This is a genomic window from Halobaculum limi, assembly GCF_029490015.1.
Taxonomy (GTDB): Archaea; Halobacteriota; Halobacteria; order Halobacteriales; family Haloferacaceae; genus Halobaculum; species Halobaculum limi.
Window position 1 is genome coordinate 1,712,472 of sequence record NZ_CP120468.1, and the last position, 21,807, is coordinate 1,734,278.

Here is a 21,807-nt window from a genome sequence, read left to right on the forward strand (position 1 = left end):
CCGCATAGTGTCTTGTCACTCGTCGCCGGCGAGGCGACGTACGCGCGTCAGGTCGTCGGCGTCGGCGGGGGGCTTGTCTTCGCGGACCGCGAGAAAGCGCGGGAACCGCAGCGCGTACCCCGAGTCGTACGTCGGCGAGGTCTGTATCTCCTCGTAGCCCACCTCGAACACCACCTCGGGCGCGAACGTCACGGTCTGTCCCGACTCGGTGGTGACGTGCGGTTCAAGGCGGTCGGTCAGGTCGGCCAACTCCTCGTCGCTGATGCCGGTCGCCACCTTCCCGACGGTGGCGTAGTCGTCACCAACGCGGACGGCCACCTCGAACGTCCCGAACAGTTCCGCGCGGCGACCCTCGCCCCACTCCGCGCCGGTGACGACCAGGTCCAGTGTCTCCACGTCGGGCTTGCGCTTGAGCCAGTCTTTCCCGCGGTCGCCCGGCGAGTACGTCGAGTCCGGCCGCTTGAGCATCACGCCCTCGTGGCCCGCCTCCAGAGCGTCGGCCTCGAACGACTCGATCGCTTCGGCGTCGGCGGAGACGAGCAACTCCGAGACGCCCGCCTCCAGCGTCTCGTGCAGGCGGTCGTGTCGCTCGGTCAGCGGTGCATCCAAGAGGTCGTCGCCGTCGGCGTGGAGGCAGTCGAACGCCCGTAACTCGACGCGGACCTCCTCGCGCATCCGATCGACGTCGTACTTCCGGCGGAAGCGACGAAGGATCTCTTGGAACGGAAGTGGCTCGCTGTCGTCGTCGACGGCGACCGCCTCGCCGTCGATGATCGCTGGCGGCGTCGCGTGGTCGCGGACGTGTTCGACCAGTTCCGGCAGCGCCGCGGTCACGTCCTCCATATTTCGCGAGTAGATGGAGACGGGGCCAGTCTCGGCGTCCGCCGTGTCGTCGTCGTGGGCGGCATCCTCGTAGTGAATCTGCACCCGTGCGCCGTCGAACTTCGTCTCGACGGCGGCCGTCTCCCAGGCGTCGAGCGCATCGGAGACGGTGCCCGCCTGCGCGAGCATCGACCGAACGGGACGACCCACCGCTAGAGAGACATCGCGTAGGCCTGGTTCGCCCTCGTCGCGAGCGAGTTCCGCGACCCGACCGTGGTCGTTGGTCACCTGGAGGGCGCGTTCGACGAGGCCGATCAGTTCCGCGGTGCGGTCGTCCTCCTCACGCTCGTCGGCGGGCGTCGTCACGGCGGCGTCGAGGAACGCCTCGGCCGTCGCGTCGCGAAGCGCGCCGCCGCCGACGCCGAGGCGCATCTCCCCGAGGACGAGTCGCGCGAGGTACTTCGCCTCGGTCGGACTCGCACGGGTGAACAGGCCGAACAGCGTGTCGAGGCGGACGGACTCGCTCCCGTCGCCGGTCGCCTCTGCGACCGCGACGAGGTCGTCGTACACCTCGCGCACGGTGAGGTCGCCGCCGCCGGTGCCGCCGCCGAACGCCGAGAGGCCGGTCTGTCCGCCCAAGTCGAGGCCGGCGGCGACGGCGCCGATTTCGCCCGTCTCCGCGAGACGCGTCTCCACGTCGTCGGCGGTCACGTTCGCGCCCGCCGCGCGGGCCAACGCCTCGTGACACAGCGACGGTCCGACCGACAGTTTTCGTCCGTCCCACCCGGGGAACACCGCTCCGCGGAGGAATCGTGCGACGATACCCAGGTCGTCGCCCGCGGCGGTGAGCGACTCGGCGACGAGGCCGACCGTCGCGAGGTCGCCGTCCTCGGCGGCCATCGCCTCCGCTCGCTCAGCGAACGCTGCGAACTCCATACCTGACCGGAGTCGGGCGACGAGATTAACTCCGACGACTCTCGGTTCGCCAGTCGACTGGCACTCGCGACACCCAACGGAGAAACACCGTCGTCAGATCGTGCCGTCGGAGTTCTCGTCGGCCGCGTCGGCCGTCTCCACGCTGCGATCCGGGTTCGCCGCCGAATCTTCCGCCCGTCTGATGGCCAACTGCTCGTCGAGCCACCGTTCCTGTCGCTCGCGGTCGCCGATGCCCGCGAGCGGTTCGACCGTCTCCGCGCCTGCGGCCGCCATTCGACTGACCAATCCGCCGCGTTCTTTCAGTGCGTCGCGCGTCGGCCGGTCGGCAAACACGGCGACGCGGTCGTACTCGTGTTTGCGGACCCGAGAGGCGACCTCGGACACGACGGCCATCGACCACCGGGCCTGTTCAGCGGGGTCCAGCGCTGTGAACTCGCGGTCGACGCCCTCGACCTCTGCGTCCGGGTCGACGACACCGCTCCCCTCCGTCAACACGACCCAGTCGTCGCAGGTCAGCCGGGCGAGGTCGGCCTTCTTCGAGAAGAAGGTGGTCGCGTAGCGGTCGACCGCTCGTCCGCGCCCCCGAAACGGACAGGCACCTGCCTGTACGAGTCCGACGGTGTTCATACTCGCTGCAACTGAGACGTGATTTATAAGTTTTAATTCCCAGCGTTGATAGGTGTTGGATCGGTCTGCCAACGGCTTCAAGAGCGACGCGGCTACACCGAGAGGTATGAGTGACGACGGGCCCGAGTTGGCCGACCGAGTCCGGGACGTGTTGGAGACAGACGCCGAGGCGTTCCGCAGACGGGCCGAAGCCGACGCGGAGACGGTGAAAGCGGAACTCCGCGACGGCACCTTCGACAACCACCAGTCCATCGTCGGGCTGGAGTACGAGTTCTACGCCGTCTCCGAGGGGCGCTGGCGAGAGGGTGACCCCGCAAGCGGGTCGTCCGCCGAGAACGACGCGTACCACCTGAGTCGCGTCCCCCGACGGATGCTGGAACTCATCGGGTTCGAGAAGGAACTGGGCCTCCACAACGCCGAGATGACGACAAGTCCCCAACCGTTGAACGCCGACGGCCTCCACGCGCAGGCCTCAGAGGTCCGGGCACGGCTGGACGCCGCGCTCAACACGACCAGCGCCGAGGGGACACGCCTCGTCTCCGACGGGATGTGGACTATCCCGCCTGTCGGTGAGACGGCTCGGAGCTACCTCGCCGACTCCGTCGACGACGACGGCGTCCGTCTCGCGACGAACATGAGCGAGTCCGTCCGCTACCACGCGATGGCGAACGGCAGCGGTCGCGACGAGTTCGCCGTCGACGCGCCCCACGTCGACTTGGTGGCGGACACCGTGATGCCCGAGAGCCTCATCACCTCTATCCAGCCCCACTACCAGGTCGCCAGCGCTGAGGACATCCCCGTGTACCACAACCTCGCGCTCCGCATCGCCGGTCCGTTGCTCGCACTCGGCGTGAACGCGCCGTTCTTCCCGCCGGACCTGTACGAGGAGGGCGTCGACGCCGAGGATATCCTACGCGACGGCTGGCACGAGAACCGCATCGCGGTGTTCGAGTCGGTGTTGAATCGCGACGACGCACAGAAAGTGACGTTCCCCGCGGACCTCGACACCGTGGAGGAGGCGGCCGACCGGGTCGCCGCCGATCCGAGTGTGGTACCGATGCCCGTCGAGGAGGGCGACCGCTTCGACGACGCGTTCGCCACGCTTCGCCGGAAACACGGCACCTACTGGCGGTGGGTCCGCCCGGTGTTCGACGGCGCGACGCGGTCGGCCGCGAACGCCCGCATCGAGTTCCGTCCGATCCCCGCCCAGCCGACCGTCCGCGACTCCGTCGCGTTCCTCGCGGCGTTCGCCGGCCTGATGGAGAGCCTCCCGCGCCGTCACCACCCCGTCGCGGATCTGGACTGGGAGACCGCCGAAGCCAACTTCTACGCCGCCGTGCGCGACGGCTTCGACGCCGACCTCTCGTGGGTGAGTAACGACGGGACCGAGACGAGCGACCCCGTCGCCATCTTCGACGACCTCCTCGCCCACGCCGAGGACGGCCTAGAGAACGCTGGCCTCGACGAACGCGACGCGGAGACGTACCTCGCACCGCTCCGCTGGCGCGTCGACACCGCGACCACGCCCGCCTCGTGGAAACGCGACCGCGTTCGCGCCCACCTCGACGACGGTGCCGACCTCACGGACGCCATCTCCGCGATGCAACGGGCGTACATCGACAACCAACGCGACACGCTCGTCGACGGGTCGTTCAGCGACTGGGTCGCGTAGGCGCTCGCGTTCCTCGACGGCCCGAACTCAAAACGAGAGGTGTGAGGTCGACCCCGGGCCGTCGTCGTCGACGCCGCCCTCGTGACGGTACGTGTACCCTTCGTCGACGAGATACACCGCACCGTCCGAGACCGCGATTTCTACCCTTGGGAGCGTCGTTCCCGCCGCTTGGCCGTTGTCGCACTCGCCGCTACACGCGTCGAACATCGACCCGTGTTTCGGACAGATCACTTCGCCGTCGCGCATCGCCGCGCCGTCGCCGCGGTCGAGGCGCTGAAACTCGTGAGGGCAGGTGTTGATCCACGCGCGGACGCCCGGCGTCTCGTCGCAGGTGACGAGGATCACTTCCCGGTCGGTGCTGTGACGGTCGCCGACGGTGAACAGGTAGGAGCCGACTTCGGGAACCTCCTCGACGCTCGCGACTCGTGTTCCGTTCGGCATCGTCCACGAGGACGCGGCGGTGAGTGAAAAACACCTGTGTGGGGGTGCGACTGGGGGCCGACTCTCGGGGTTTCCGGCGCGTCGGTTCCTGAGTGCTACCGGGGGCCGTCTCCGGCGCGTTCGGCGGCCGGGTCGTACTCGGGCACGTCGCCGACCCCGTAGCCGAAGTACGTGCAGGTCGCGTACGCCAGCGCCGCCCACACACCCGCGAGGAACGTCCCTCCGACGATGACGAGCGGACGAGAGAAGGCGAGGCCAACCGCGAGACCGACGGCGATGCTCACCAGTGCAGGGCCGACGGTGATCCAAAAGCGCGTCTCGAAATCGAACATCGAACGGCGACGGACAGCGTCGCTTACGCCGTGAGTTCGTCGATGTCTTTGTGCTTCGTGACCTCGACGCCGTCCTCGGTCACGACGCACATATTGATGCCGTTGCCGGAGGCGGTGTCACGCTCGACTGCGGACTTGATGGCGCGAGCGGCGACGCGCTTGGCCTCCTCGATGGACAGGTCCTCGTCGTACTCCTGTTCGAGGACACCGAGTGCGAACTGCGACCCGGAGCCAGTGACCGTGTACTCTTCTTCGGTCATCCCACCGGCCGCGTCGATGGAGTAGATGTGCGAACCCTCGTCGTCGACACCGCCGAGGATTGGCTGGACGATGAAGAACGCGCCCGAGCGAAGGAGGTTGCCGGTGAGCGTCGACAGCGCCTGCATGCTCATGTCCTTGCCGCGTCGCGCCTCGTAGAGGTTCGTCTCGGCTTTCAGCGTCTGGATGAGGTTCTGCGCGGCTGACACGGACCCGGCGATGGTGAGCGCGCCCGTCGGGTGGATCTCTTCGACTTTCTGGACGTCCTTCGAGGAGACCATCCGACCCAGCGACGCTCGCATGTCCGTCGCGAGGACGACGCCCTCGGTCGTGCGGAGGCCGACGGTGGTCGTTCCGGTCTTCATCTCGCCTTCGCCGGTCGACTGGGCGCGGCGTTCGTCGGCGTTGGGGAACTCGCCGAGTTCCGGGCCGAACACAGTCTCGTCGCCCCCGATAGCGTCGATGTCCGCGAGGTCTCTAGATGGTCGCATTGACTCGCGGTAAGGCGTCGTCGCTGATAAATGCACCCCTTGCGGAACTCACACGACCGCAGCGCTATCGCTCGGTCTCGTCGCTGTCGAGCGCTCGCTCGTACGCGTCGTGGATCCGCGAGACGACCGCACCCATCGGAATGGAAACGCCGACGCGGCGGCTGAGGAGGACGAAGGGGAACGCGAGGATCCCCGCGAGGACGGTGAGGTGGTGAAGCGCGTTCAATCCGGCGTGGCGAACGGTTCGGGCGGCGTGAGTCATACCGATACCAGCCCTCGCATCGTTGGTGGTAATAAGTATGGTGGCCATTGCATACACGGTTATCCTCACGCTGTCGTGCGATTTTGTCGAGCGTGTCGGTTATGTAATGGCTTATTCAAACACGGGCGGATCGCTCGGATGGATTTCGAGCGCGAACGCGCGGGATTCGCATAAGTTACGAGGAACGTCGGCGTTCCGTGCGCGCTCCCATCCGCTGAGCGATGTGCTCGAGGAACGGAGAGAATCGTCGATTCGTCGAGAGAACTGTGGTTACTCGTGTGCCGACTGGCGAGTATCGACAGTCGATGGGCCAAGCGCACCTGGCTGTGAGCGGAGGTACGACGCCAGTTCGTCGGGTGAGAGGCCGCTGTGGGCCGCCGCCTGTTCGAGCGTCAGCGACGTTCCGCGATACAGCGTCGAAGCCGTTGTCAGCGCTTTCAGAGACATTTGGTCGTCTATCTCGGCCGACGCGCTACGTTACTAAAGCATTTTCGGAATTTCTACTACGAGCGTATTCTAATTTCACCAATTCTGCACCAATACACATCTATGGTTGCTGGGTTGGTGGTGTTCGTACTATTTCGCCGTCAACTCACACGGTATCGTGGAATTCCGCACACTGAGCGCCGTCTCGGGAGTCGAGTGGGCCGAAAAACTCAGATCCGCTGTTGCCGAGGTGCTCCCCACACGCGGATTACTTGACGCTGGGCTTCCCGTCGTCGGGTGGCGACTGCTGGGCAGCGCGCTTCTCGTACGTGTTCAGCCCGATCGCCGCGTTGAGCGGGCACTTCTGTGTCGTGGCAGTCACGGTCAAGACTGCGCCGACCAGGAGTGCGATGGCAGCGATCACGAGTCCGAGCGTCCCCGCCGCAAGCGTGAGGAATCCGCCGAGTGCAGCGCCGCCGACGACGATTAGTACTGGTCCGACGACGAACCGGGCGATACGGTCGTATCCACCGACGTTCTTCTCCATTGTTGAGTCACCAATCTGCAGTACTAGTACGGGGTGTGATGAGTTAACACTATCTTCCGAGTCGCTCGTCCCCGCGTTTCGACCGTGCGCGATTCTCCCACTCACTGCAACCGGTGAATCAACGGGTTATTGTCCTCAGGTCGGTGAAGCCCTGTATGAGCAATTATCTCGTCGCTCTAGAGGCGGCGTGGTTGGTGCGCGACGTCGAAGCGATCGACGACGCTATCGGCGTCGCCGTGAGCGAGGCCGGTCGGCGACTGAACGAGGCGAACAAGGAGTTCGTCGACGTGGAAGTGGGCGCGACGCCGTGTCCCGCCTGTGGCGAACCGTTCGACTCCGCGTTCATCGCCGCGTCGACCGCACTCGTTGGCCTGATGCTCGAGATCAACGTCTTCAACGCCGACAGCGAGGAACACGCCACCCGTATCGCGAAAAGCGAAGTCGGCGGTGCACTCCGCGACGTTCCCCTGGACGTCATCGACATCATCGAGACGGAAGCCGACGACGAGGACGAGTAACCGCTCGAACGACCGAACGATTTTTAATTACCTCGGGTAATTCCTCGGTATGGAACTCCCGACGTCACAGGACCTGCGTGAGCGGCGGACGTCGCTCGATCTGACACAGAGCGCGCTTGCAGAGCGTGCCGACGTCTCTCAACCACTCATCGCACGCATCGAGGGCGGCGACGTCGACCCCCGACTGTCGACACTTCGACGCATCGTCGAGGCACTCGACGAGGTGGAGGGCGACGTCGTCCGCGCGAGCGACATTATGCACGAATCGGTCATCAGTGTCGCCCCCGACCAGTCGGTCCGCGAGGCCGTTACCCTGATGGAAGGCGAGGCGTACTCGCAACTCCCGGTGATCCAGAACGGGACGCCTGTCGGGTCGATTTCGTTTTCGGACGTGAACAAGGCCGGCGAGGACGCCGCCGACCTCCCCATCAGCGAGGTGATGTCGGAGTCGTTCCCGCCCGTCAGCCCGGATGCGACCGTCGACGAGATTCGGAATCTGCTCGACCACTACAAGGCGGTCGTTGTCACCGAGAGCGGCGACGCGGTCGGCATCATCACAGAAGCGGACTTGGCGGCGCAGTTGTCCTGACTGAAGCCTGCGTGCGGGTAGCGAGGTCGAAGCGGTCGTCTACAGGGAGTTTTTGATCTTCTCGAAGAAGCCTTCCTTCACGTCGATGTCCTCGCCGCCAGCCTCCGCGAACGTCTTCAGCGCCTCTCGCTGTTCGCTCGTGAGGTCCTCGGGTGTGACGACCTGCACCTGCACGTAGAGGTTCCCGTTCCCACGGCGGCGCAGGCGCGGCATCCCCTTCCCTTTCAGGCGGAACTGCTCGCCGCTCTGGGTGCCTGCGGGCACCTCGAACTCGACGGCGCCGTCGAGCGTCTCCAGTTTGACCGTGTCGCCGAAGACGGCCTGCGGGAACGACACTGGCTCCGTGAGGTACAGATCCGCCCCGTCGCGTTCGAACCGCTCGTCGCCCTCGACGTGCACCTCGATGAGGAGGTCACCGTCGCGCGCGCCGGGTTCGCCGGGCGCGCCCTCGCCGTCCATCCGGAGCGTCTGTCCGTCCTGAATCCCGGCGGGCACGTCGACGGTGAGCGTCGTCTCCTCGCGCGTGATGCCCGACCCGTCACAGACGGCGCAGTCCTCGGAGTACAGTTCGCCCTCGCCCTCACAGCGGGGGCAGGTGCTCGTCTGCTGGACGCGACCCAGCGGCGTCTGCTGGACCTGCCGGACCTGCCCGCGGCCCTCACACTGCGGGCACGAGCGCACGTCGGCGTCGTCGGGGTGGCCCTCGCCGTCGCACTCGTCACAGCGGGTGGGCCGCGCGACGGTGAACTGCTTGGTGACGCCGTCGTGGGCGTCCTGCAGGTCGATTTCGAGGTTCGTTCGGAGGTCCTTGCCGGGGCGTGGACCGCCGCGACCGCCGCGGCCGCCGCCGCCGAAGAACTCCTCGAAGATGTCGCCGAGACCGCCCATCCCGCCGCCGCCGTTGCCGCCCATTCCGCCCATCCCGCCGAACGGGCCGCCGCCCATCCCGCCAGCGCCTGCACCGCCGGGGCCGCCGTCGAAGCCGCCGCGCTTCTCGGCCTGTTCGAACTGGTCGTGACCCATCTGATCGTACGCCTGCCGCTTCTCCTCGTCGGTGAGGACCTCTTTGGCCTTCTTCACCTGCTTGAACTTCTCTTCGGCGTCCTCGGCGTCGCTGACGTCGGGGTGATACTCGGTCGCCTTCTGCCGGTACGCCTGTTTGATCTCCTCCTCGGATGCGTCCCGCGAGACTCCGAGTACGTCGTAGAAGTCCTCGCTCATTCGTTACTCGTCTGTTCGTCACTCGTCCTATTTCAATCGCGTGGCTCGCGTGTCGACAGGTCTGAGTCGGTGGTCGTAGCTGTCGCTCGTGACTCGAACCGTCGGAAATCCGCATACACCGTCGGTCCGTCCACGAGAAAAACGGTCTCGTAGGCGGGCGTGACGAGTTTACGACTCGTCGTCTTCGTCCACGTCCTCGAAGTCGGCGTCGACGTACTCCTCGTCGTCGCCGTCGGCGGCCGCGTCCGCGCCCGGGCCCTGACCGCCCATCCCGCCCATACCACCCATTCCGCCGGGACCGGCTCCGGCGCCGCCCGCGCCGGCCTGGGCTTCCTGGGCCTGCTGCTGGTACATCTGCTTGCCGATCTCCTGGAGTGCCTCCGAGAGCGACTCGGTGGCGTCCTCCAACTCCTCGGTCTCGACGTCCTCGTCGCCGAGGAGCTCTTGGACGTTCTCGATCTCCTCGCGGATATCCTCCTCGAGGTCGTCGTCGACGTTCTCCTCGTTCTCTTCGAGGAGCGTCTCCGCGCGCTGGACCGCGCTCTCGGCCTCGTTGCGGGCCTCGATGCGGCGACGACGCTCCTCGTCTTCTTCGGCGTGCTGTTCGGCCTCCTCCTGCATCCGGTCGATCTCCTCGTCGGAGAGGCCCGCACCGCCCTCGATGGTGATCGACTCGGCGTTGCCGGAGCCTTTGTCTTCGGCCTCGACGTTGACGATGCCGTTCTCGTCGATGTTGAACCCGACTTCGATCTGCGGCGTGCCGGCGGGCGCGGGCGGGATGCCCGTCAACTGGAACTCGCCGAGCAGTTCGTTCTCCTCGGCGATCTCACGCTCGCCCTGGAAGACGCGCACCTGCACCGATGTCTGGTTCGCGGCGGCCGTCGTGAAGATCTTCGACTCCTCGGTCGGGATGGTCGTGTTCTTGTCGATGAGACGCTCGAACAGCCCGCCCTTCACCTCGATCCCCAGCGACAGCGGCGTCACGTCGAGGAGGACGAGGTCGTCGACGTCGCCCGAGAGGACACCGCCCTGGATGGCCGCGCCCAGCGCGACCGCCTCGTCGGGGTTGACGTTCTTCTTCGGCTCCGTCCCAAGGATCTCAGTGACCTTCTCTTGCACCTGCGGCATCCGGGTGGACCCACCGACGAGGATGACCTCGTCGATGTCGTTGGCGTCGTAGCCAGCGTCCGACAGCGCCTGCTCCGTCGGGCCGACCGTCCGCTCGATGAGGTCCGAGGTGAGGTTCTCGAACGTCGCGCGAGTGATCTCTGTTTCGAGGTGGACCGGGCCGGAGTCGGTCGCCGTGATGAACGGGAGGTTGATGCTGGCCTGCTTGCGCGAGGACAGTTCGATCTTCGCCTCCTCTGCGGCGTCTTTCAGGCGCTGGAGCGCCTGGCGGTCCTCGCGGAGGTCGATGCCGTGGTCGTTCTGGAACTCCTCGGCGAGGTGCTCGATGATCGCCTCGTCCCAGTCGTCGCCACCGAGGTCGTTGTCCCCGTTGGTCGCGACGACCTCGTAGACGCCGCCGCCCAGGTCGAGGACGGAGACGTCGAAGGTGCCGCCACCGAGGTCGTACACCATCACCGTCTGGTCGGACTCGTCGTCGAGGCCGTACGCCATCGACGCCGCCGTCGGTTCGTTGACGATGCGCTCGACGTCGAAGCCGGCGATCTCACCGGCGTCTTTCGTCGCCTGCCGCTGTTTGTCGTTGAAGTACGCAGGGACTGTGATGACCGCCTTCTCGACGTCGTCACCGAGGTACTCCTCGGCGTCGCGTTTGATCTTCTGGAGGATCATCGCCGAGATCTGCTGGGGCGTATAGTCCTCGCCGTCGATCTCGACGGTGTAGTCTTCCTCACCCATATGCCGCTTGATCGACTGGATCGTGCGGTCGGGGTTCTGGACAGCCTGGTTCTTCGCCGGTTTCCCGACGAGACGCTCGCCGTCGTCGGTGAACGCGACGACCGAGGGCGTCGTTCGGTCACCCTCGCCGTTGACGATGATCTCCGGGTCGTCACCTTCCATCACCGCGAACGCCGAGTTCGTGGTCCCGAGGTCGATCCCGAGAATCTTGTTAGTCGCCATCTTGCCCCCGAGTAGCGGCGCGAGTCCGTTAAACGTTACTAGACAGACCGTGACTCGGTCTGACCGGAACCCAGAGCCCGCTTGCGATTTCCAGATCTCGATGTGGGAGTGAGTAACAACGCTTAACACGAACCGCGATTCGACTCGGTGCGAGCGGTTCGGCGACGGCGCCGGTCAGCGGTCGGTCGGGTCGTCCGCTCGGAGCGATTCGACCACGTCAGCTACGATGGCCTCGCGGTCCTCCGACGCGAAACACTCGTGGCCTCCATCGTACAGGCGGATGCGTTCGGCCGGGAGTCGCTCACCGATGGCGTCGGTGCCGACGAGGCCGTCCGTCAACGTGCAGAACGCCGTCTCCGCGTCCGTCGCCTCGGGGAGTGACGTCTGTGCCCGTCTGATCTCGCGGACGAACGACGGCGCGAGGCCAGTCGAATCGCGGGCGGACTCGTCGGCGAGGCTGCCTAGCACGTCTCTGTCGGGGTCGACCGACACCAGTTCTCGACTCGTCGGGAGGCGTCGGAGAAGCCGAAACGGAATCCGTTGACTCGGGTGCAGTCCCCACCACGGACTCAGGTGGACGGTGTGCTCGGGGAGGACGCCCCGCCGAATCGCGTGGGCAGCGATGAGGCCGCCCGTGCTGTGTGAGAGCGCCCGCTCGAAGTCGGGGCCGTCAGCGACGTAGTCGGCGAGTGGGGCGAGATACTCCGCCTCGAAGTCGTCGACGTTCGTCGGGATGGTCGCCGCGTGGGTGCGGAACCCAGCGTCGGCGAGCGTCTCCAACAGCCAGTCGACCACGGGTTGGTCGGGGGCGTTCCCCCACCCCATCACGAAACAAAGCGGGTCGCCGTCGTCGGGACCGTGAACGGTGAACTCCATACCGTCGGTGTGAGCGCCGACGGGAAAACAGTACGTGCGGTGACGAGACTACTCCTCGTCGCTGACGGTGACCTGCGCTGCCTCGATGACCTTGTCGGCCATCTCGTACCCCTGTTTGAATACGCTGGCGACAGTTCCCGCAGGCTGGTCGGAGTCGACACGCATCATCACTTCGTGGCGCTCGGGGTCGACGTCCTCGCCGGGTTCGGGGTCGATGACGGTGACGTTCTCCTCACCGAGGACGCGGTCGAACGTCTCCAGCGTCGACTCCACGCCGGGGCGGATGTCGGCTCCCTCCTCTTGGTCGAGGGCGCGCACGAGGTTGTCGCGGACCTCCGTCAGCCGCGAGACCAGATCCTCGGTCGCCCGCTGTTTCTGCTGTTCCTGCCGCTTCTTCGCGCGCTTCTTGTAGTTCTGGAAGTCGGCTTTCGTCCGCTTGAGGCTCGACTCCAGTTCCTCGACGCGGTCGGTCGTCTCCGCGGCCTCGCGTTCGAGAGCGGCGACTTCGGCGGCGAGTCTCTCGTCGTACTCCGCGACCGCGTCGGCGAGCGCCTGGGATGCGTCGGTCGCGTCCTGGGCGGGCTCGGCCGTCGCGTCTTCCGGGTCGTCGTGACCGGCGTCGACTTCGTCGCTCATACCACGGTGAAGCAGTCCCGCGGAGATACGGATTGCGGATTCGGAAGCGCCTCCCTCCCCGAACCGGGTTACGACTCGTCGTCGGAAACCGCCTCGCGCAGGTCGTCGATCCGACCCGACAGCAGCGACAACGCCGCGTCCGCGTCCATATACCCCTGGTCGTACTCGCCGTACACGTCGTCTGCTCCCGAGAGGAACTCTGTGACTGCCTCGTGCATCTCCGCCGCGTCCACCTCGTCACTGTCGCTCATACACGACCTTTCGAGGGTGACGTATGAGTGGCTTATGGGCACGGGCGCGACAGACAGCCCCGACTAACAAAGCGCACGGGAGCCGAATTGGAGACATCTCCGATGGCACAGCCTCGTCAACCGATCCGAATGGCTGCGCCAAACGGTCGGTGGCGACGATGGCGATAACCGACATCGACTGGCCGCGCGGGACGGGAGTCGTCCGTGCTGTCGTCGACCGCTGTCGCTCGTGCGGACTCGGCTTTCTCGCGGCGGGAGTGGCGTACTACGCGCTCGTCTCGCTCGTCCCGTTACTGGCGCTCGTTCTGCTCGCAGTCTCGACGGTCGCCGGCGACGTCGTCGCCGCTCGCGTCGTCGCGGCCGCGGGAGATGCGCTCTCGGTGACTGGCCGGGAGACGGTCCAGCGCGTGTTGACGACGGCTGCGGGGCGTGCTCGCGCGACCGGCATCGGCATCGTCGTCCTCGTGTGGGGTGGGTGGCGACTGTTTCGCGGCCTCGACCACGCGTTCGGGCGCGTGTACCGCTGTGACGACGACGGGACCGTTCACCACCTACTCGACGCCGCGGTCGCACTCGTCGGTGTGCTCGTCGCCGGTGTCGCCGTCGTCGCCGTCGAGGTGCTTCCGGCCGCGTGGTGGTCCGGACCGCTCGGCGGAATCGCAGGCGGCGGACTACAACTCCTCCTCGTCGTCGTGTTCCTCGTGCCTGCGTTCTACCTGCTCCCGAACGTCGAGATGCGGGTGCGAGAGGCCGTCCCCGGTGCGGCAGTCACCGCCGTCGGCTGGGCCGCGCTGTACGCTGGATTCGACCGCTACGTGAGCGTGAGCGGCGGGAGTGCCCTGTCTGGACTGCTCGGCGGCATCGTCCTCGTCGTCACCTGGCTGTACCTCGCTGCCGCGACGTTGCTCGTCGGGGCGGCGGTCAACGCCGTCCTCGCGGAGCAGTAACCAAGCAGGTCGTCCTCCTGCGGCGAACTTATCTCCCACCGGGATACATCCCTGTCCGTGTCGTCGGTCACGCTCCGATACGAGGACGGAACGATCCGTGTCGAAGGAGCCGAGACAGCGTCGCTTCCACACGTCGAGTCGGACGACCGCTCGGGCGTCGGCCGCGCCCCCGCCTACCGCTACGCCGCCGTCCGCGACGCGCTTCACGACCAGGGAGTCGGCGTCGTCGACGACGTGCTCTCGCTCCCCAACCTCTCACCGCTCACCTCGCCGTACACGCTCCGCGACTACCAACGGGAGGCCTTGGACGCGTGGGTCGACAACGACCGCCGGGGCGTCCTCGAACTCCCGACCGGCAGCGGCAAAACCATCATCGCGCTGTCGGCCATCGCGGAGGCTGGAACGCCGACGCTCGTCGTCGTCCCGACGGTCGACCTCCTCGACCAGTGGCAGCGCGAACTCGAGACGGCGTTCGACTGTCAGATCGGTCGCCTCGGCGGCGGCGAGCAACGAGTCGAACCGCTCACCGTCTCCACGTACGACTCGGCGTACCTCCGCGCCGACGAGTTGGGCGACCGCTTCGGTCTCCTCGTGTTCGACGAGGTCCACCACCTCGGCGGCGAGGGGTACCGCGACATCGCCCGCCTGTTCGCCGCGCCCGCCCGCCTCGGCCTGACGGCCACGTTCGAACGACCCGACGGGGCGCACGAGACGATTACGGAGCTGGTCGGCCCGGTCGTGTTCGACCTGTCTGCCGACGACCTCGCGGGTGAGCACCTCGCGGAGTACGAGGTCCGACGAGTCGAGGTGGAGTTGAGCGACGAGGAACGCGAGCGATACGAGACCGCACAGGGCACGTTCGTCGACTACGTCCGCGACGCCAACATCCGGTTCACCTCGGGGTCGGACTATCAGGAACTGGTGAAACGTTCCGGCAACGACCCGCGTGCCCGCGAGGCGCTGCTCGCGAAGCAGCGCGCCCGCGAAGTGATGATGAACGCGGACGCGAAACTGACTGAACTCGCGCGCATTCTCGACCGCCACCGCGACGAGCGGATCATCGTGTTCACCGCCCACACCGACCTCGTGTACCGCATCTCCGAACGGTTCCTCATCCCCGCCATAACCGCGGAGACCGGCGTCGAGGAACGACGTGAGACGCTTCGTCGCTTCCGCGAGGGGACCTACAGCCGCGTCGTCGCCGCGAACGTCCTCGACGAGGGCGTGGACGTTCCGGACGCGAGCGTCGGCGTCATCCTCTCTGGAAGCGGGTCGGAACGGGAGTTCACCCAGCGACTCGGGCGCGTCCTCAGACCCGGCTCAGACGGGTCGAAGCGGGCGACGCTGTACGAACTAGTGACCAGCGAGACGGCAGAGGAGAACGTGGCTCGCCGCCGTCGGTAGCGACGAGCGGCGACAGGATGACAGTCTCAGTACTGCACGTTCACACGGAGTGACCCGCTCTGACTGAACGCCTCGAACGACAGCGAGGTGGCGACCGTCACGTCGACGCGTTCGCCGCCGGGGACAGTCACGTCCTCCGACACCGTCTCCTCGGTGTCGCCCGCGGTCGCGGTGACGACGATGGTTCCCGTCTGTCGGTCGCCGCTGCGGTTCTCGACGGTGACGCGGACGAGGAGGTTGCCCTCCTCGCCCTCGACGTCGACGAAGTCCCTGACCACCAGCGACGCACCGCTCGTGTCCGTCTCCTCCGGCGCTCGCGGCGGCGTCAGGGGGCCGGTCGGCGAGGCGGCGTCCGTACAGCCAGCACCGGCGGTCACCCCCCCGACGACGAGGAGTCGTCCGACCGATCCGAGCAGTCCGCGTCGGTTCACGTTGGGCCTGTTTCGGGGGTTCGGTATGAGCCTTGTCCATCGGCGTGTGCTAGGCCCTTCGGAGCGTCGGGGTGCGTCCTCGTGGCTCTCTGCTCTCACCGTCGTCGCTTTACGTCCGCGTTCGGTACAGACGAGTCGACCGTGCTCAGGAAAGACCTCCTCCGTGTCACCCGGCGCGGCGGCTACCGCCCGCAGTTCGTCGCGGGCGACGGCGACGCTCGCCGTCTCGCCGCACGCGTCGTCGGCGTGTATCAGGGCCACGTCGGGAAGACCCGAGCCAACTTGGAGGAGGCACTCACCGAACTGGAACGCGAGGCCGACGACTTCAAACTCGTCCGCGGGTTCGCCGCCCTCCTCGAACGGGAAGCGGCGTTCGAGACGCGAGCGTCGCTCCCGCCACGTCGTGCCCGCCGTGTCGCGTTCGAGGCCGCAGAGACGGTTGGCGTCGCCAGCGACGAGGAGCGGACGGCGGCGCTCGACCGCGCAGCAGACCGCCTCGGCGTCGCCGCCGCGGACGTGACCGAGTCGCTGTACGCCGACCGCGACGTGAATCAGGTGCTCACCGAGTTCGACTCGCGATGGTCGCCCGAGGAACTCTGCACGCAGTACGACCTCTCGCTTGCACAGACCGCCCTGTTCGACGCGACGGAGGTGCGCGTCCGCTCGACGGACCCGAAGGCGCTCGTCTCGGCGGCAAAACGGCTGGGCCTCCTCTACGAGATTCGCGTGCGCGAAGCGGACGGCCCGACCGACCGGGAGGTGGTCGTCACCGGCCCGGACGCGCTGTTCCGCCGCACCCGCCGGTACGGCACGGCGTTCGCCCGCCTGCTTCGGACCGTCGCCGCGACCGCCGACGAGTGGGAGTTGACCGCCGACATCGACGACCGCGGCCGCGCGTACGAACTCCACCTCACCCACGAGGACGTGTCGGTTCCGGGCGTGGAACCGCTGGCGGAACCTGCCTTCGATTCCGGCGTCGAGGCCGATTTCGCCGCTCGATTCCGGGCGCTGGATCTGGACTGGGACCTCACCCGAGAGCCGGAACCGCTCCGGGTGGGGACGAGCGTGATGATTCCCGACTTCGCGTTCGAGTACCGTCACGCCGACTTCCGCGTGTTCTTCGAGGTGATGGGCTTTTGGACACCAGAATACGTGGAGAAGAAACTCTGGCAGTTGGCCGACGTGGAAGACGTCGAGATGGTCGTCGCCGTCGACGAGTCGCTCGGCGTCGGCGAGGAAATCGCCGCCCGCGACCACCGTGTGATCACCTACTCGGGGACCGTCCGGGTGAAAGATGTGGTCGACGTCCTCCGCGAGTACGAGGCAGACCTCGCGGCCGAGGTCACGGCTGACCTCCCCGACGAACTGGCCCCCGCGAGCGACGTGGTCGCGGTCGATGACCTCGCCGCCGAGTACGGCGTGCCCGTCGACGCCCTCGACGACGTGTCGTTCCCCGAGCATCGTCGCCTCGGCGGGACGCTCGTTCGCCCGGCGGTCCTCGACCGCGTCGGCGACGACGTCGAGGCCGGGATGGCCTTCGCGGACGCCGAGGCCGTCCTCGCGGACGCGGGCCTCACCGACGCGAGCGCCGCGCTGTCTGCGCTCGGCTACCGCGTCGCGTGGGAGGGGCTGGGTGGTGGAACCGTCCGGGAGAAGGAAAAAAGAGAACGCGAATGAGCGTGTGGAGTAAGCGACTCAGTCGATCCACTCGCCAGGTGATAGCGACAGGATACCTGACACACAGGGCGCTGTCAGCAGCCGACCGCGCTTTGGTTCCCCGATGACCGGTCGATCCTCTCAGTTCTGTACACCCCGAGCGCCGCTCCAGTTGAGCCACGTTCCGTATGATTCGAACGTAGCGAGTTGGGTCTCTTTCACCACTCCGTCGTCGAACTGCACCCAGCGATAGGTCGGGTCACTGAGCGCTTCCTCCGGGTCTATCGATAACCAATGAACGGGCTGGGTCGAACTGTGACAAGATATGATGGCCCGCAACTCGGCGATCGTCTCCTCGGGAAGTTGGTAGAGCACGTGCGTACTGAACACGATGAGTGGGATATCGTCCGGGGCGGTAGAAAGCATCCGAGGGAGTTCTTCGATGACGTCACCTTCGATCAGTTGGTGCCGGTGCTCTCGTCCGATTTCAATGGCTCCCGCGAGCCGCTCGTGACGACGGTGTTGATTCGGGTGGACAAGCGCGTGGAGCCAGCGGGCGTCCGCTTCGTCGGTCACGTCGAGGACGTTGAGGTCGACGCCACATCGATGCTTGACAGTTGGAACCGACTGGCTGAGCGGCGGGCGGGTCTCCCCTCGCACGGTGGTCTGAATTGTGACGGGTGAGTCGGTGTCGCCGAACGATCCGACGCCCGCGAAGTCGTACTGGTAGCGGTCCCAGTTGAGGTTGAGTCCAGCACTCGTACCGATCTCCAGTTGTGCGACCGTCTCCGCACCCGTGGTGTTCGCGACGTGTTCGAATGCGGGGCGGAGAACAGCAGATCGACCGACGTCGTTGGTCTGACACCGGCGCGTTCGGATAATCCTGCGAAGCTCAGTCTCGTACGTGAGGCAAAAGTCCCGAAATGACGACACTGGAGAGTCTTCAGGAGGCGTGCCGGCACACGAGGGGTAGAACGCTCTCAATCGGTGTTCCTTCCCATCCAACAAGAGCGAATGAACCGCAGCGAGCAGAAGTTCGGGCTCAGGTTGTTCTGGGCGGGCTTCACGAGCGATCTCCAGCAGTCGCCGATCTTCGGCCGTCGCTCGCGACAACGTTGCGTACAGTTCACACTTCGGCTCGACCCAGTCTGCATATCGCCGAAATTTCCGCTCGGTTCTCACGGTCACCACACGTCGGCTCTCGTACATAAGTGTCAGCCGTGTCGTTGTGCGCAACCGACGTGGCCGACGCCAGATGCGTGATAGTCACTAAGATAGCACTTCAACCGGGGTATCGACGAATCCACATCGCGATTGCGTGCTGACTATCCTCTCTACACCTAGCGAATCGACAGTTCATCACCTGCTGTGAGTACTGTGGCTGAGACGCATTTTCTTCTCAGCACAAGCATCGATACGGTATCAGCGGCGAACGATCTCACTTGGGCAGCGTGTACTTACAGTTCTGGCAGTTCCTCACGGTAGCCCTTCGGGACGACCGACCGGAGTTCGTCGTAGAGGTACAGGCCGACGCCGATGGGCACTCGCTCGCCGGCGAGGTCGTGGGCGGCGATGAGGTAGCCCCAGTCGCCGTCCCACTCGGCGAGGTCCTGGTCGTGGCCCGCAGCGAACGCCGTCGCCTGGCCGCCGGAGAGGTTGATGACGTTCTTCTCCGCGAGGTGCCCCCATTTGCGAACTGCCGTCGTCGTCGGCTTCCAGTGCTCTTGCCGGACGCGGAGGAACGTCATCCCGACGCCCTCTCGCTCCTGCGGGCTGGGCAGGTCGCCCGCGAACGCCCACAACTTCCCCTTCCCCTTCTCCCAGAAGGTGTGGTGCTCGAACGTCTCCGGCGGGATGCCAAACCGCTCGTCCCACCAGTCGATCACCTCCTGGCGGGTCGGTCGCCCCGGCGACTCGCGCTCCTCGTCTGTCGCAGGCAGGCGGTCGAACTGACTCCCGTCGTTGCCCGGCGCGCCCTCGTCTGCGCCGCCCTCGCTCATCGGGCCACCTCCAGTTTCGCGAGGAAGAACCCACCCGTGTCGTTGTGGTGGGGGTAGATGCGCGTCGCCTTCTCGACACTCGGATCGTACTCCTCGCCCTTCCATTCGGTCACGCCGGGGACCGACTCCAGCGGGCAGTCCCACTCGACGATCTCACAGTCCTCTTGCCGGAGGACGTGGTCGAGGACGGCCTCGTTCTCCTCGGGCGCGAACGTACACGTCGAGTAGACGACCGTGCCGCCCGCGCGGGTCGCCTGCACCGCCCGACGCAGGATGCCCTTCTGGATGCCCGCGACTTCGTGGACGTGGTCGAGCGTCCACGTCTCGAAGGCGTCGGGGTTCTTGCGGATGGTCCCCTCACACGAACAGGGCGCGTCCACGAGCGTCACGTCGAACGTCTCGAAGTCGTACCCCTGCATCGAGTAGTTGCGAGCGTCCTGCTGGTCGACGACGAGGTTCGTCACGCCGAGGCGCTCGGCGTTGTGCCGGAGCGCGGAGAGCCGACCAAGGCTGGTGTCGTTGCCGACGAGGACGCCCGTGTCGTCCATCTGTGCGGCCAGTTGCGTCGTCTTGCTTCCGGGAGCGGCGCACGTGTCCCACACACGAGTCTCGGGGTCGGGGTCGAGCGCCAATGCCGGGAGACACGACACCTCCTCTTGCCCGTGGACCCACCCGTGAGCGTACGGCCACGTCGTCCCCGGCGAGCGATCGGCCATCCGAAAGATGCCGTCGTGCCAGCCTGCTCGCTCGTAGTCGGTCCCCTCCTCGTCGAACGCGCGGGCGACGCGGTCGGCGTCGGCCGCGAGCGTGTTGACGCGGACGACCGACGGGAGCGGTCGGTCGCAGGCGGCCCGAAACGCCGCCTCGTCGTCGACGAGGGGGGCGTAGCGGTCGAGCACGCCGTCATCGTCGTTCATACACCGCGATTCGCGCCGCCGCGTTTGTCGGTTTCGGAGGGCGAGTGCAGTCGCCACGAACCGCCCAACGCACGCCCGGCGTACGTTTATCAGCAATCCGGAACGAGTACGAGTATGGGACACATCGACGTGATCGACGAGCGAGCGTTCGAGAACCCGGTGCTCATCGAGGGATTTCCCGGCGTCGGACTCGTCGGGAAAATCGTCGCAGACCACCTCGTTGAGGCATTAGAGATGGACCACTACGCGAACGTCTTCTGTGACGCTCTACCGTCTGCGGCCGCCTACGGCGGCGGCGACCGTGCGATTCGCACGCCGGTCCGCCTCTACGCCGCGCCCGACGCCGACCTCCTCGTACTCCAGTCGGACGTGCCCGTCTCGCCGGCGGCCGCCGAAGAGTTCGCCGGGTGTATCGACGGCTGGTTCCGCGAGGAGTCGGTGCTCCCGCTGTACATCGCCGGCCTGCGCCGTGAGGGGGACGCGGCCGACCACCCGTCGTTGCGCGGCATCGGCGTCGGGGTGGGTAAAGACGTCCTCTCGCAGGTGAACATCCCCAGCCCAGAAGCGCCAGGACTGGTCTCTGGGCCGACCGGTGCGTTGCTCGCGCACGCTATGGAGACGAACCTCGATGCCGTCGGCCTCGTCGTCGACGCCGACCCGCAGTTCCCCGACCCGGCGGCCGCTCGGATCGTACTGGAGGGAGCGGTCGAACCGATCACCGAACTGGACGTCGACGCCAACGCTCTCGACGCACAGGCCTCGCGGATCCAGGACGCGAAAGAGCGCCTCGCCGCACAGATGCGAGACGCCGACGAGAACGCCTCGCAGGCGCGGCCGCTCAGGATGTACCAGTAGGCGAGCGACGTCCGGGCGAGCCCTGACTGAGGCTCCCGATGGGTACTCTGTTCGGTGCGCTTTTCGTTCGGGTCTGAGACTGCTACCCGTGTCGCCTTCGCCCTCCACTCGACTCCGACGTGTCGTAGCGTCGTCCCCGGCGACGGTTCCGTTCGTCGCCGGGGTCGTCTGCTTGCTCGACGGCCTCGCCATCGCGTACCGTGAGCACGCGAAGATTCTCCTCTCTACCTGGGTCGACCTCTCGGTCGTCGAGTGGGTCGGATTCCTGGTAGTGCCGTTCGCAGTCGCCCCAGTCGGTTTGGTCGTCGCGGTGTCCCTCCTCCGGTCACGGTGGGCCGCCCCCGGGGAACTGACGACTCTCCTTCCGGTCGCCATCTTCGCAGTCGCAGTCGGCCACGTCGCAGGGCAGTACCTCGGGATGGTGGCGTACGCCGGAGCGACACGGATGCCCGTGTGGCGTGCGTTCGCTGGGATCGGTATCAAACAGTCACCGCTCGCTATCGACGCGTGGGTGGCCCTGATCGAACCCATCGTCTACGACACGCTTGCCGTGGTGGCCGCAGTTGCGTACGCAGACGCCTCGGCCGAGTAGCGCCAGTAGTATGAG

The 21,807-nt window shown here is 66.5% G+C and carries 25 protein-coding genes; 8 read left to right on the forward strand and 17 right to left on the reverse strand.

All coding sequences use genetic code 11. The features are described 5' to 3' along the window. Positions 1-15: 15 nt before the first annotated feature. Entirely contained in the window at positions 16-1,758 is a 1,743-nt protein-coding gene (gene ligA / locus P0D77_RS08490) for an ATP-dependent DNA ligase LigA (RefSeq protein ID WP_277552493.1), read from the reverse strand. A 93-nt stretch (positions 1,759-1,851) separates the two neighbouring features. Next, on the reverse strand, positions 1,852-2,385 hold the full coding sequence (locus tag P0D77_RS08495; RefSeq protein ID WP_277552494.1) for a DUF6884 domain-containing protein: 534 nt from the start codon (positions 2,383-2,385) through the stop codon (positions 1,852-1,854). A 106-nt stretch (positions 2,386-2,491) separates the two neighbouring features. On the opposite strand from P0D77_RS08495, the gene P0D77_RS08500 reads away from it, so the two are divergent. Next, complete coding sequence (locus P0D77_RS08500; RefSeq protein WP_277552495.1) at positions 2,492-4,057, forward strand: glutamate-cysteine ligase family protein; 1,566 nt, start codon at positions 2,492-2,494, stop codon at positions 4,055-4,057. A gap of 27 nt (positions 4,058-4,084) precedes the next feature. On the opposite strand, the gene P0D77_RS08505 is transcribed toward P0D77_RS08500, so the two are convergent. The 6 genes from P0D77_RS08505 to P0D77_RS08530 all read right to left on the reverse strand — a co-directional run bounded on the left by P0D77_RS08505 (position 4,085) and on the right by P0D77_RS08530 (position 6,814). Then, positions 4,085-4,498 (reverse strand): Rieske (2Fe-2S) protein, encoded by a 414-nt coding sequence (locus P0D77_RS08505; protein ID WP_277552497.1) that lies wholly within the window; start codon positions 4,496-4,498, stop codon positions 4,085-4,087. Positions 4,499-4,593: 95 nt separating this feature from the next. Next, positions 4,594-4,830, reverse strand: a complete 237-nt coding sequence (locus tag P0D77_RS08510) for a hypothetical protein (RefSeq protein ID WP_277552499.1) — start codon at positions 4,828-4,830, stop codon at positions 4,594-4,596. A gap of 23 nt (positions 4,831-4,853) precedes the next feature. Next, positions 4,854-5,579: an archaeal proteasome endopeptidase complex subunit beta gene (gene psmB / locus P0D77_RS08515; protein ID WP_277552501.1), complete on the reverse strand. Its 726-nt coding sequence runs from the start codon at positions 5,577-5,579 to the stop codon at positions 4,854-4,856. Positions 5,580-5,643: 64 nt separating this feature from the next. Continuing rightward, the gene (locus P0D77_RS08520; RefSeq protein ID WP_277552503.1) at positions 5,644-5,841 is read right to left on the reverse strand and encodes a hypothetical protein; all 198 of its coding nucleotides are present in this window, start codon (positions 5,839-5,841) and stop codon (positions 5,644-5,646) included. Between the two features lie 270 nt (positions 5,842-6,111). Further along, positions 6,112-6,288: a DUF7317 family protein gene (locus P0D77_RS08525; RefSeq protein ID WP_277552505.1), complete on the reverse strand. Its 177-nt coding sequence runs from the start codon at positions 6,286-6,288 to the stop codon at positions 6,112-6,114. 247 nt (positions 6,289-6,535) lie between these two features. Beyond that, positions 6,536-6,814, reverse strand: a complete 279-nt coding sequence (locus P0D77_RS08530; protein ID WP_277552507.1) for a YgaP family membrane protein — start codon at positions 6,812-6,814, stop codon at positions 6,536-6,538. A 155-nt stretch (positions 6,815-6,969) separates the two neighbouring features. Here P0D77_RS08530 and P0D77_RS08535 point away from each other — a divergent pair, with 155 nt between their 5' ends. After that, positions 6,970-7,332 carry a DUF555 domain-containing protein gene (locus P0D77_RS08535; RefSeq protein WP_277552509.1) on the forward strand — a complete coding sequence of 121 codons (363 nt, stop codon included), beginning with the start codon at positions 6,970-6,972 and terminating at the stop codon, positions 7,330-7,332. Positions 7,333-7,381: 49 nt separating this feature from the next. After that, positions 7,382-7,921 (forward strand): CBS domain-containing protein, encoded by a 540-nt coding sequence (locus tag P0D77_RS08540; protein ID WP_277552511.1) that lies wholly within the window; start codon positions 7,382-7,384, stop codon positions 7,919-7,921. A 39-nt stretch (positions 7,922-7,960) separates the two neighbouring features. Here P0D77_RS08540 and dnaJ read toward each other — a convergent pair whose 3' ends face one another. The 5 genes from dnaJ to P0D77_RS08565 all read right to left on the reverse strand — a co-directional run bounded on the left by dnaJ (position 7,961) and on the right by P0D77_RS08565 (position 12,990). Continuing rightward, a complete protein-coding gene (gene dnaJ, locus P0D77_RS08545) occupies positions 7,961-9,142 on the reverse strand; it encodes a molecular chaperone DnaJ (protein ID WP_277552513.1) in 1,182 nt (393 codons plus the stop codon). 168 nt (positions 9,143-9,310) lie between these two features. Beyond that, positions 9,311-11,227, reverse strand: coding sequence for a molecular chaperone DnaK (dnaK, locus tag P0D77_RS08550; RefSeq protein ID WP_277552514.1), 1,917 nt, complete (start codon positions 11,225-11,227; stop codon positions 9,311-9,313). Between the two features lie 174 nt (positions 11,228-11,401). Continuing rightward, positions 11,402-12,103 (reverse strand): alpha/beta fold hydrolase, encoded by a 702-nt coding sequence (locus P0D77_RS08555; protein ID WP_277552516.1) that lies wholly within the window; start codon positions 12,101-12,103, stop codon positions 11,402-11,404. A 48-nt stretch (positions 12,104-12,151) separates the two neighbouring features. Beyond that, positions 12,152-12,739 (reverse strand): nucleotide exchange factor GrpE, encoded by a 588-nt coding sequence (locus P0D77_RS08560; protein ID WP_321170524.1) that lies wholly within the window; start codon positions 12,737-12,739, stop codon positions 12,152-12,154. Between the two features lie 68 nt (positions 12,740-12,807). Beyond that, positions 12,808-12,990, reverse strand: a complete 183-nt coding sequence (locus tag P0D77_RS08565) for a hypothetical protein (RefSeq protein WP_277552518.1) — start codon at positions 12,988-12,990, stop codon at positions 12,808-12,810. Positions 12,991-13,148: 158 nt separating this feature from the next. On the opposite strand from P0D77_RS08565, the gene P0D77_RS08570 reads away from it, so the two are divergent. Together P0D77_RS08570 and P0D77_RS08575 are read left to right on the forward strand one after the other, a co-directional pair. Then, the gene (locus P0D77_RS08570) at positions 13,149-13,937 is read left to right on the forward strand and encodes a YhjD/YihY/BrkB family envelope integrity protein (protein ID WP_277552519.1); all 789 of its coding nucleotides are present in this window, start codon (positions 13,149-13,151) and stop codon (positions 13,935-13,937) included. A 57-nt stretch (positions 13,938-13,994) separates the two neighbouring features. Next, complete coding sequence (locus P0D77_RS08575) at positions 13,995-15,341, forward strand: DEAD/DEAH box helicase family protein (protein WP_277552521.1); 1,347 nt, start codon at positions 13,995-13,997, stop codon at positions 15,339-15,341. Positions 15,342-15,367: 26 nt separating this feature from the next. Here P0D77_RS08575 and P0D77_RS08580 read toward each other — a convergent pair whose 3' ends face one another. Continuing rightward, positions 15,368-15,772, reverse strand: coding sequence for a hypothetical protein (locus tag P0D77_RS08580; RefSeq protein WP_277552522.1), 405 nt, complete (start codon positions 15,770-15,772; stop codon positions 15,368-15,370). Positions 15,773-15,913: 141 nt separating this feature from the next. Here P0D77_RS08580 and P0D77_RS08585 point away from each other — a divergent pair, with 141 nt between their 5' ends. Next, positions 15,914-17,449: a DUF790 family protein gene (locus P0D77_RS08585; protein WP_277552524.1), complete on the forward strand. Its 1,536-nt coding sequence runs from the start codon at positions 15,914-15,916 to the stop codon at positions 17,447-17,449. Between the two features lie 120 nt (positions 17,450-17,569). Here P0D77_RS08585 and P0D77_RS08590 read toward each other — a convergent pair whose 3' ends face one another. From P0D77_RS08590 to P0D77_RS08600, 3 genes are all read right to left on the reverse strand, one after another. After that, on the reverse strand, positions 17,570-18,637 hold the full coding sequence (locus tag P0D77_RS08590) for a DUF2332 domain-containing protein (RefSeq protein ID WP_277552525.1): 1,068 nt from the start codon (positions 18,635-18,637) through the stop codon (positions 17,570-17,572). Positions 18,638-18,885: 248 nt separating this feature from the next. Next, positions 18,886-19,428: a DUF7122 family protein gene (locus P0D77_RS08595; protein ID WP_277552526.1), complete on the reverse strand. Its 543-nt coding sequence runs from the start codon at positions 19,426-19,428 to the stop codon at positions 18,886-18,888. Continuing rightward, a complete protein-coding gene (locus P0D77_RS08600) occupies positions 19,425-20,345 on the reverse strand; it encodes an RsmB/NOP family class I SAM-dependent RNA methyltransferase (protein ID WP_277552527.1) in 921 nt (306 codons plus the stop codon). Before P0D77_RS08600 ends, P0D77_RS08595 begins: the two co-directional genes overlap by 4 nt. Positions 20,346-20,459: 114 nt before the next feature. Between P0D77_RS08600 and P0D77_RS08605 the strand changes: the two genes are divergently transcribed. Together P0D77_RS08605 and P0D77_RS08610 are read left to right on the forward strand one after the other, a co-directional pair. Continuing rightward, a complete protein-coding gene (locus P0D77_RS08605; RefSeq protein WP_277552529.1) occupies positions 20,460-21,200 on the forward strand; it encodes a proteasome assembly chaperone family protein in 741 nt (246 codons plus the stop codon). 88 nt (positions 21,201-21,288) lie between these two features. Further along, complete coding sequence (locus tag P0D77_RS08610; protein WP_277552531.1) at positions 21,289-21,792, forward strand: hypothetical protein; 504 nt, start codon at positions 21,289-21,291, stop codon at positions 21,790-21,792. Positions 21,793-21,807: the final 15 nt, after the last annotated feature.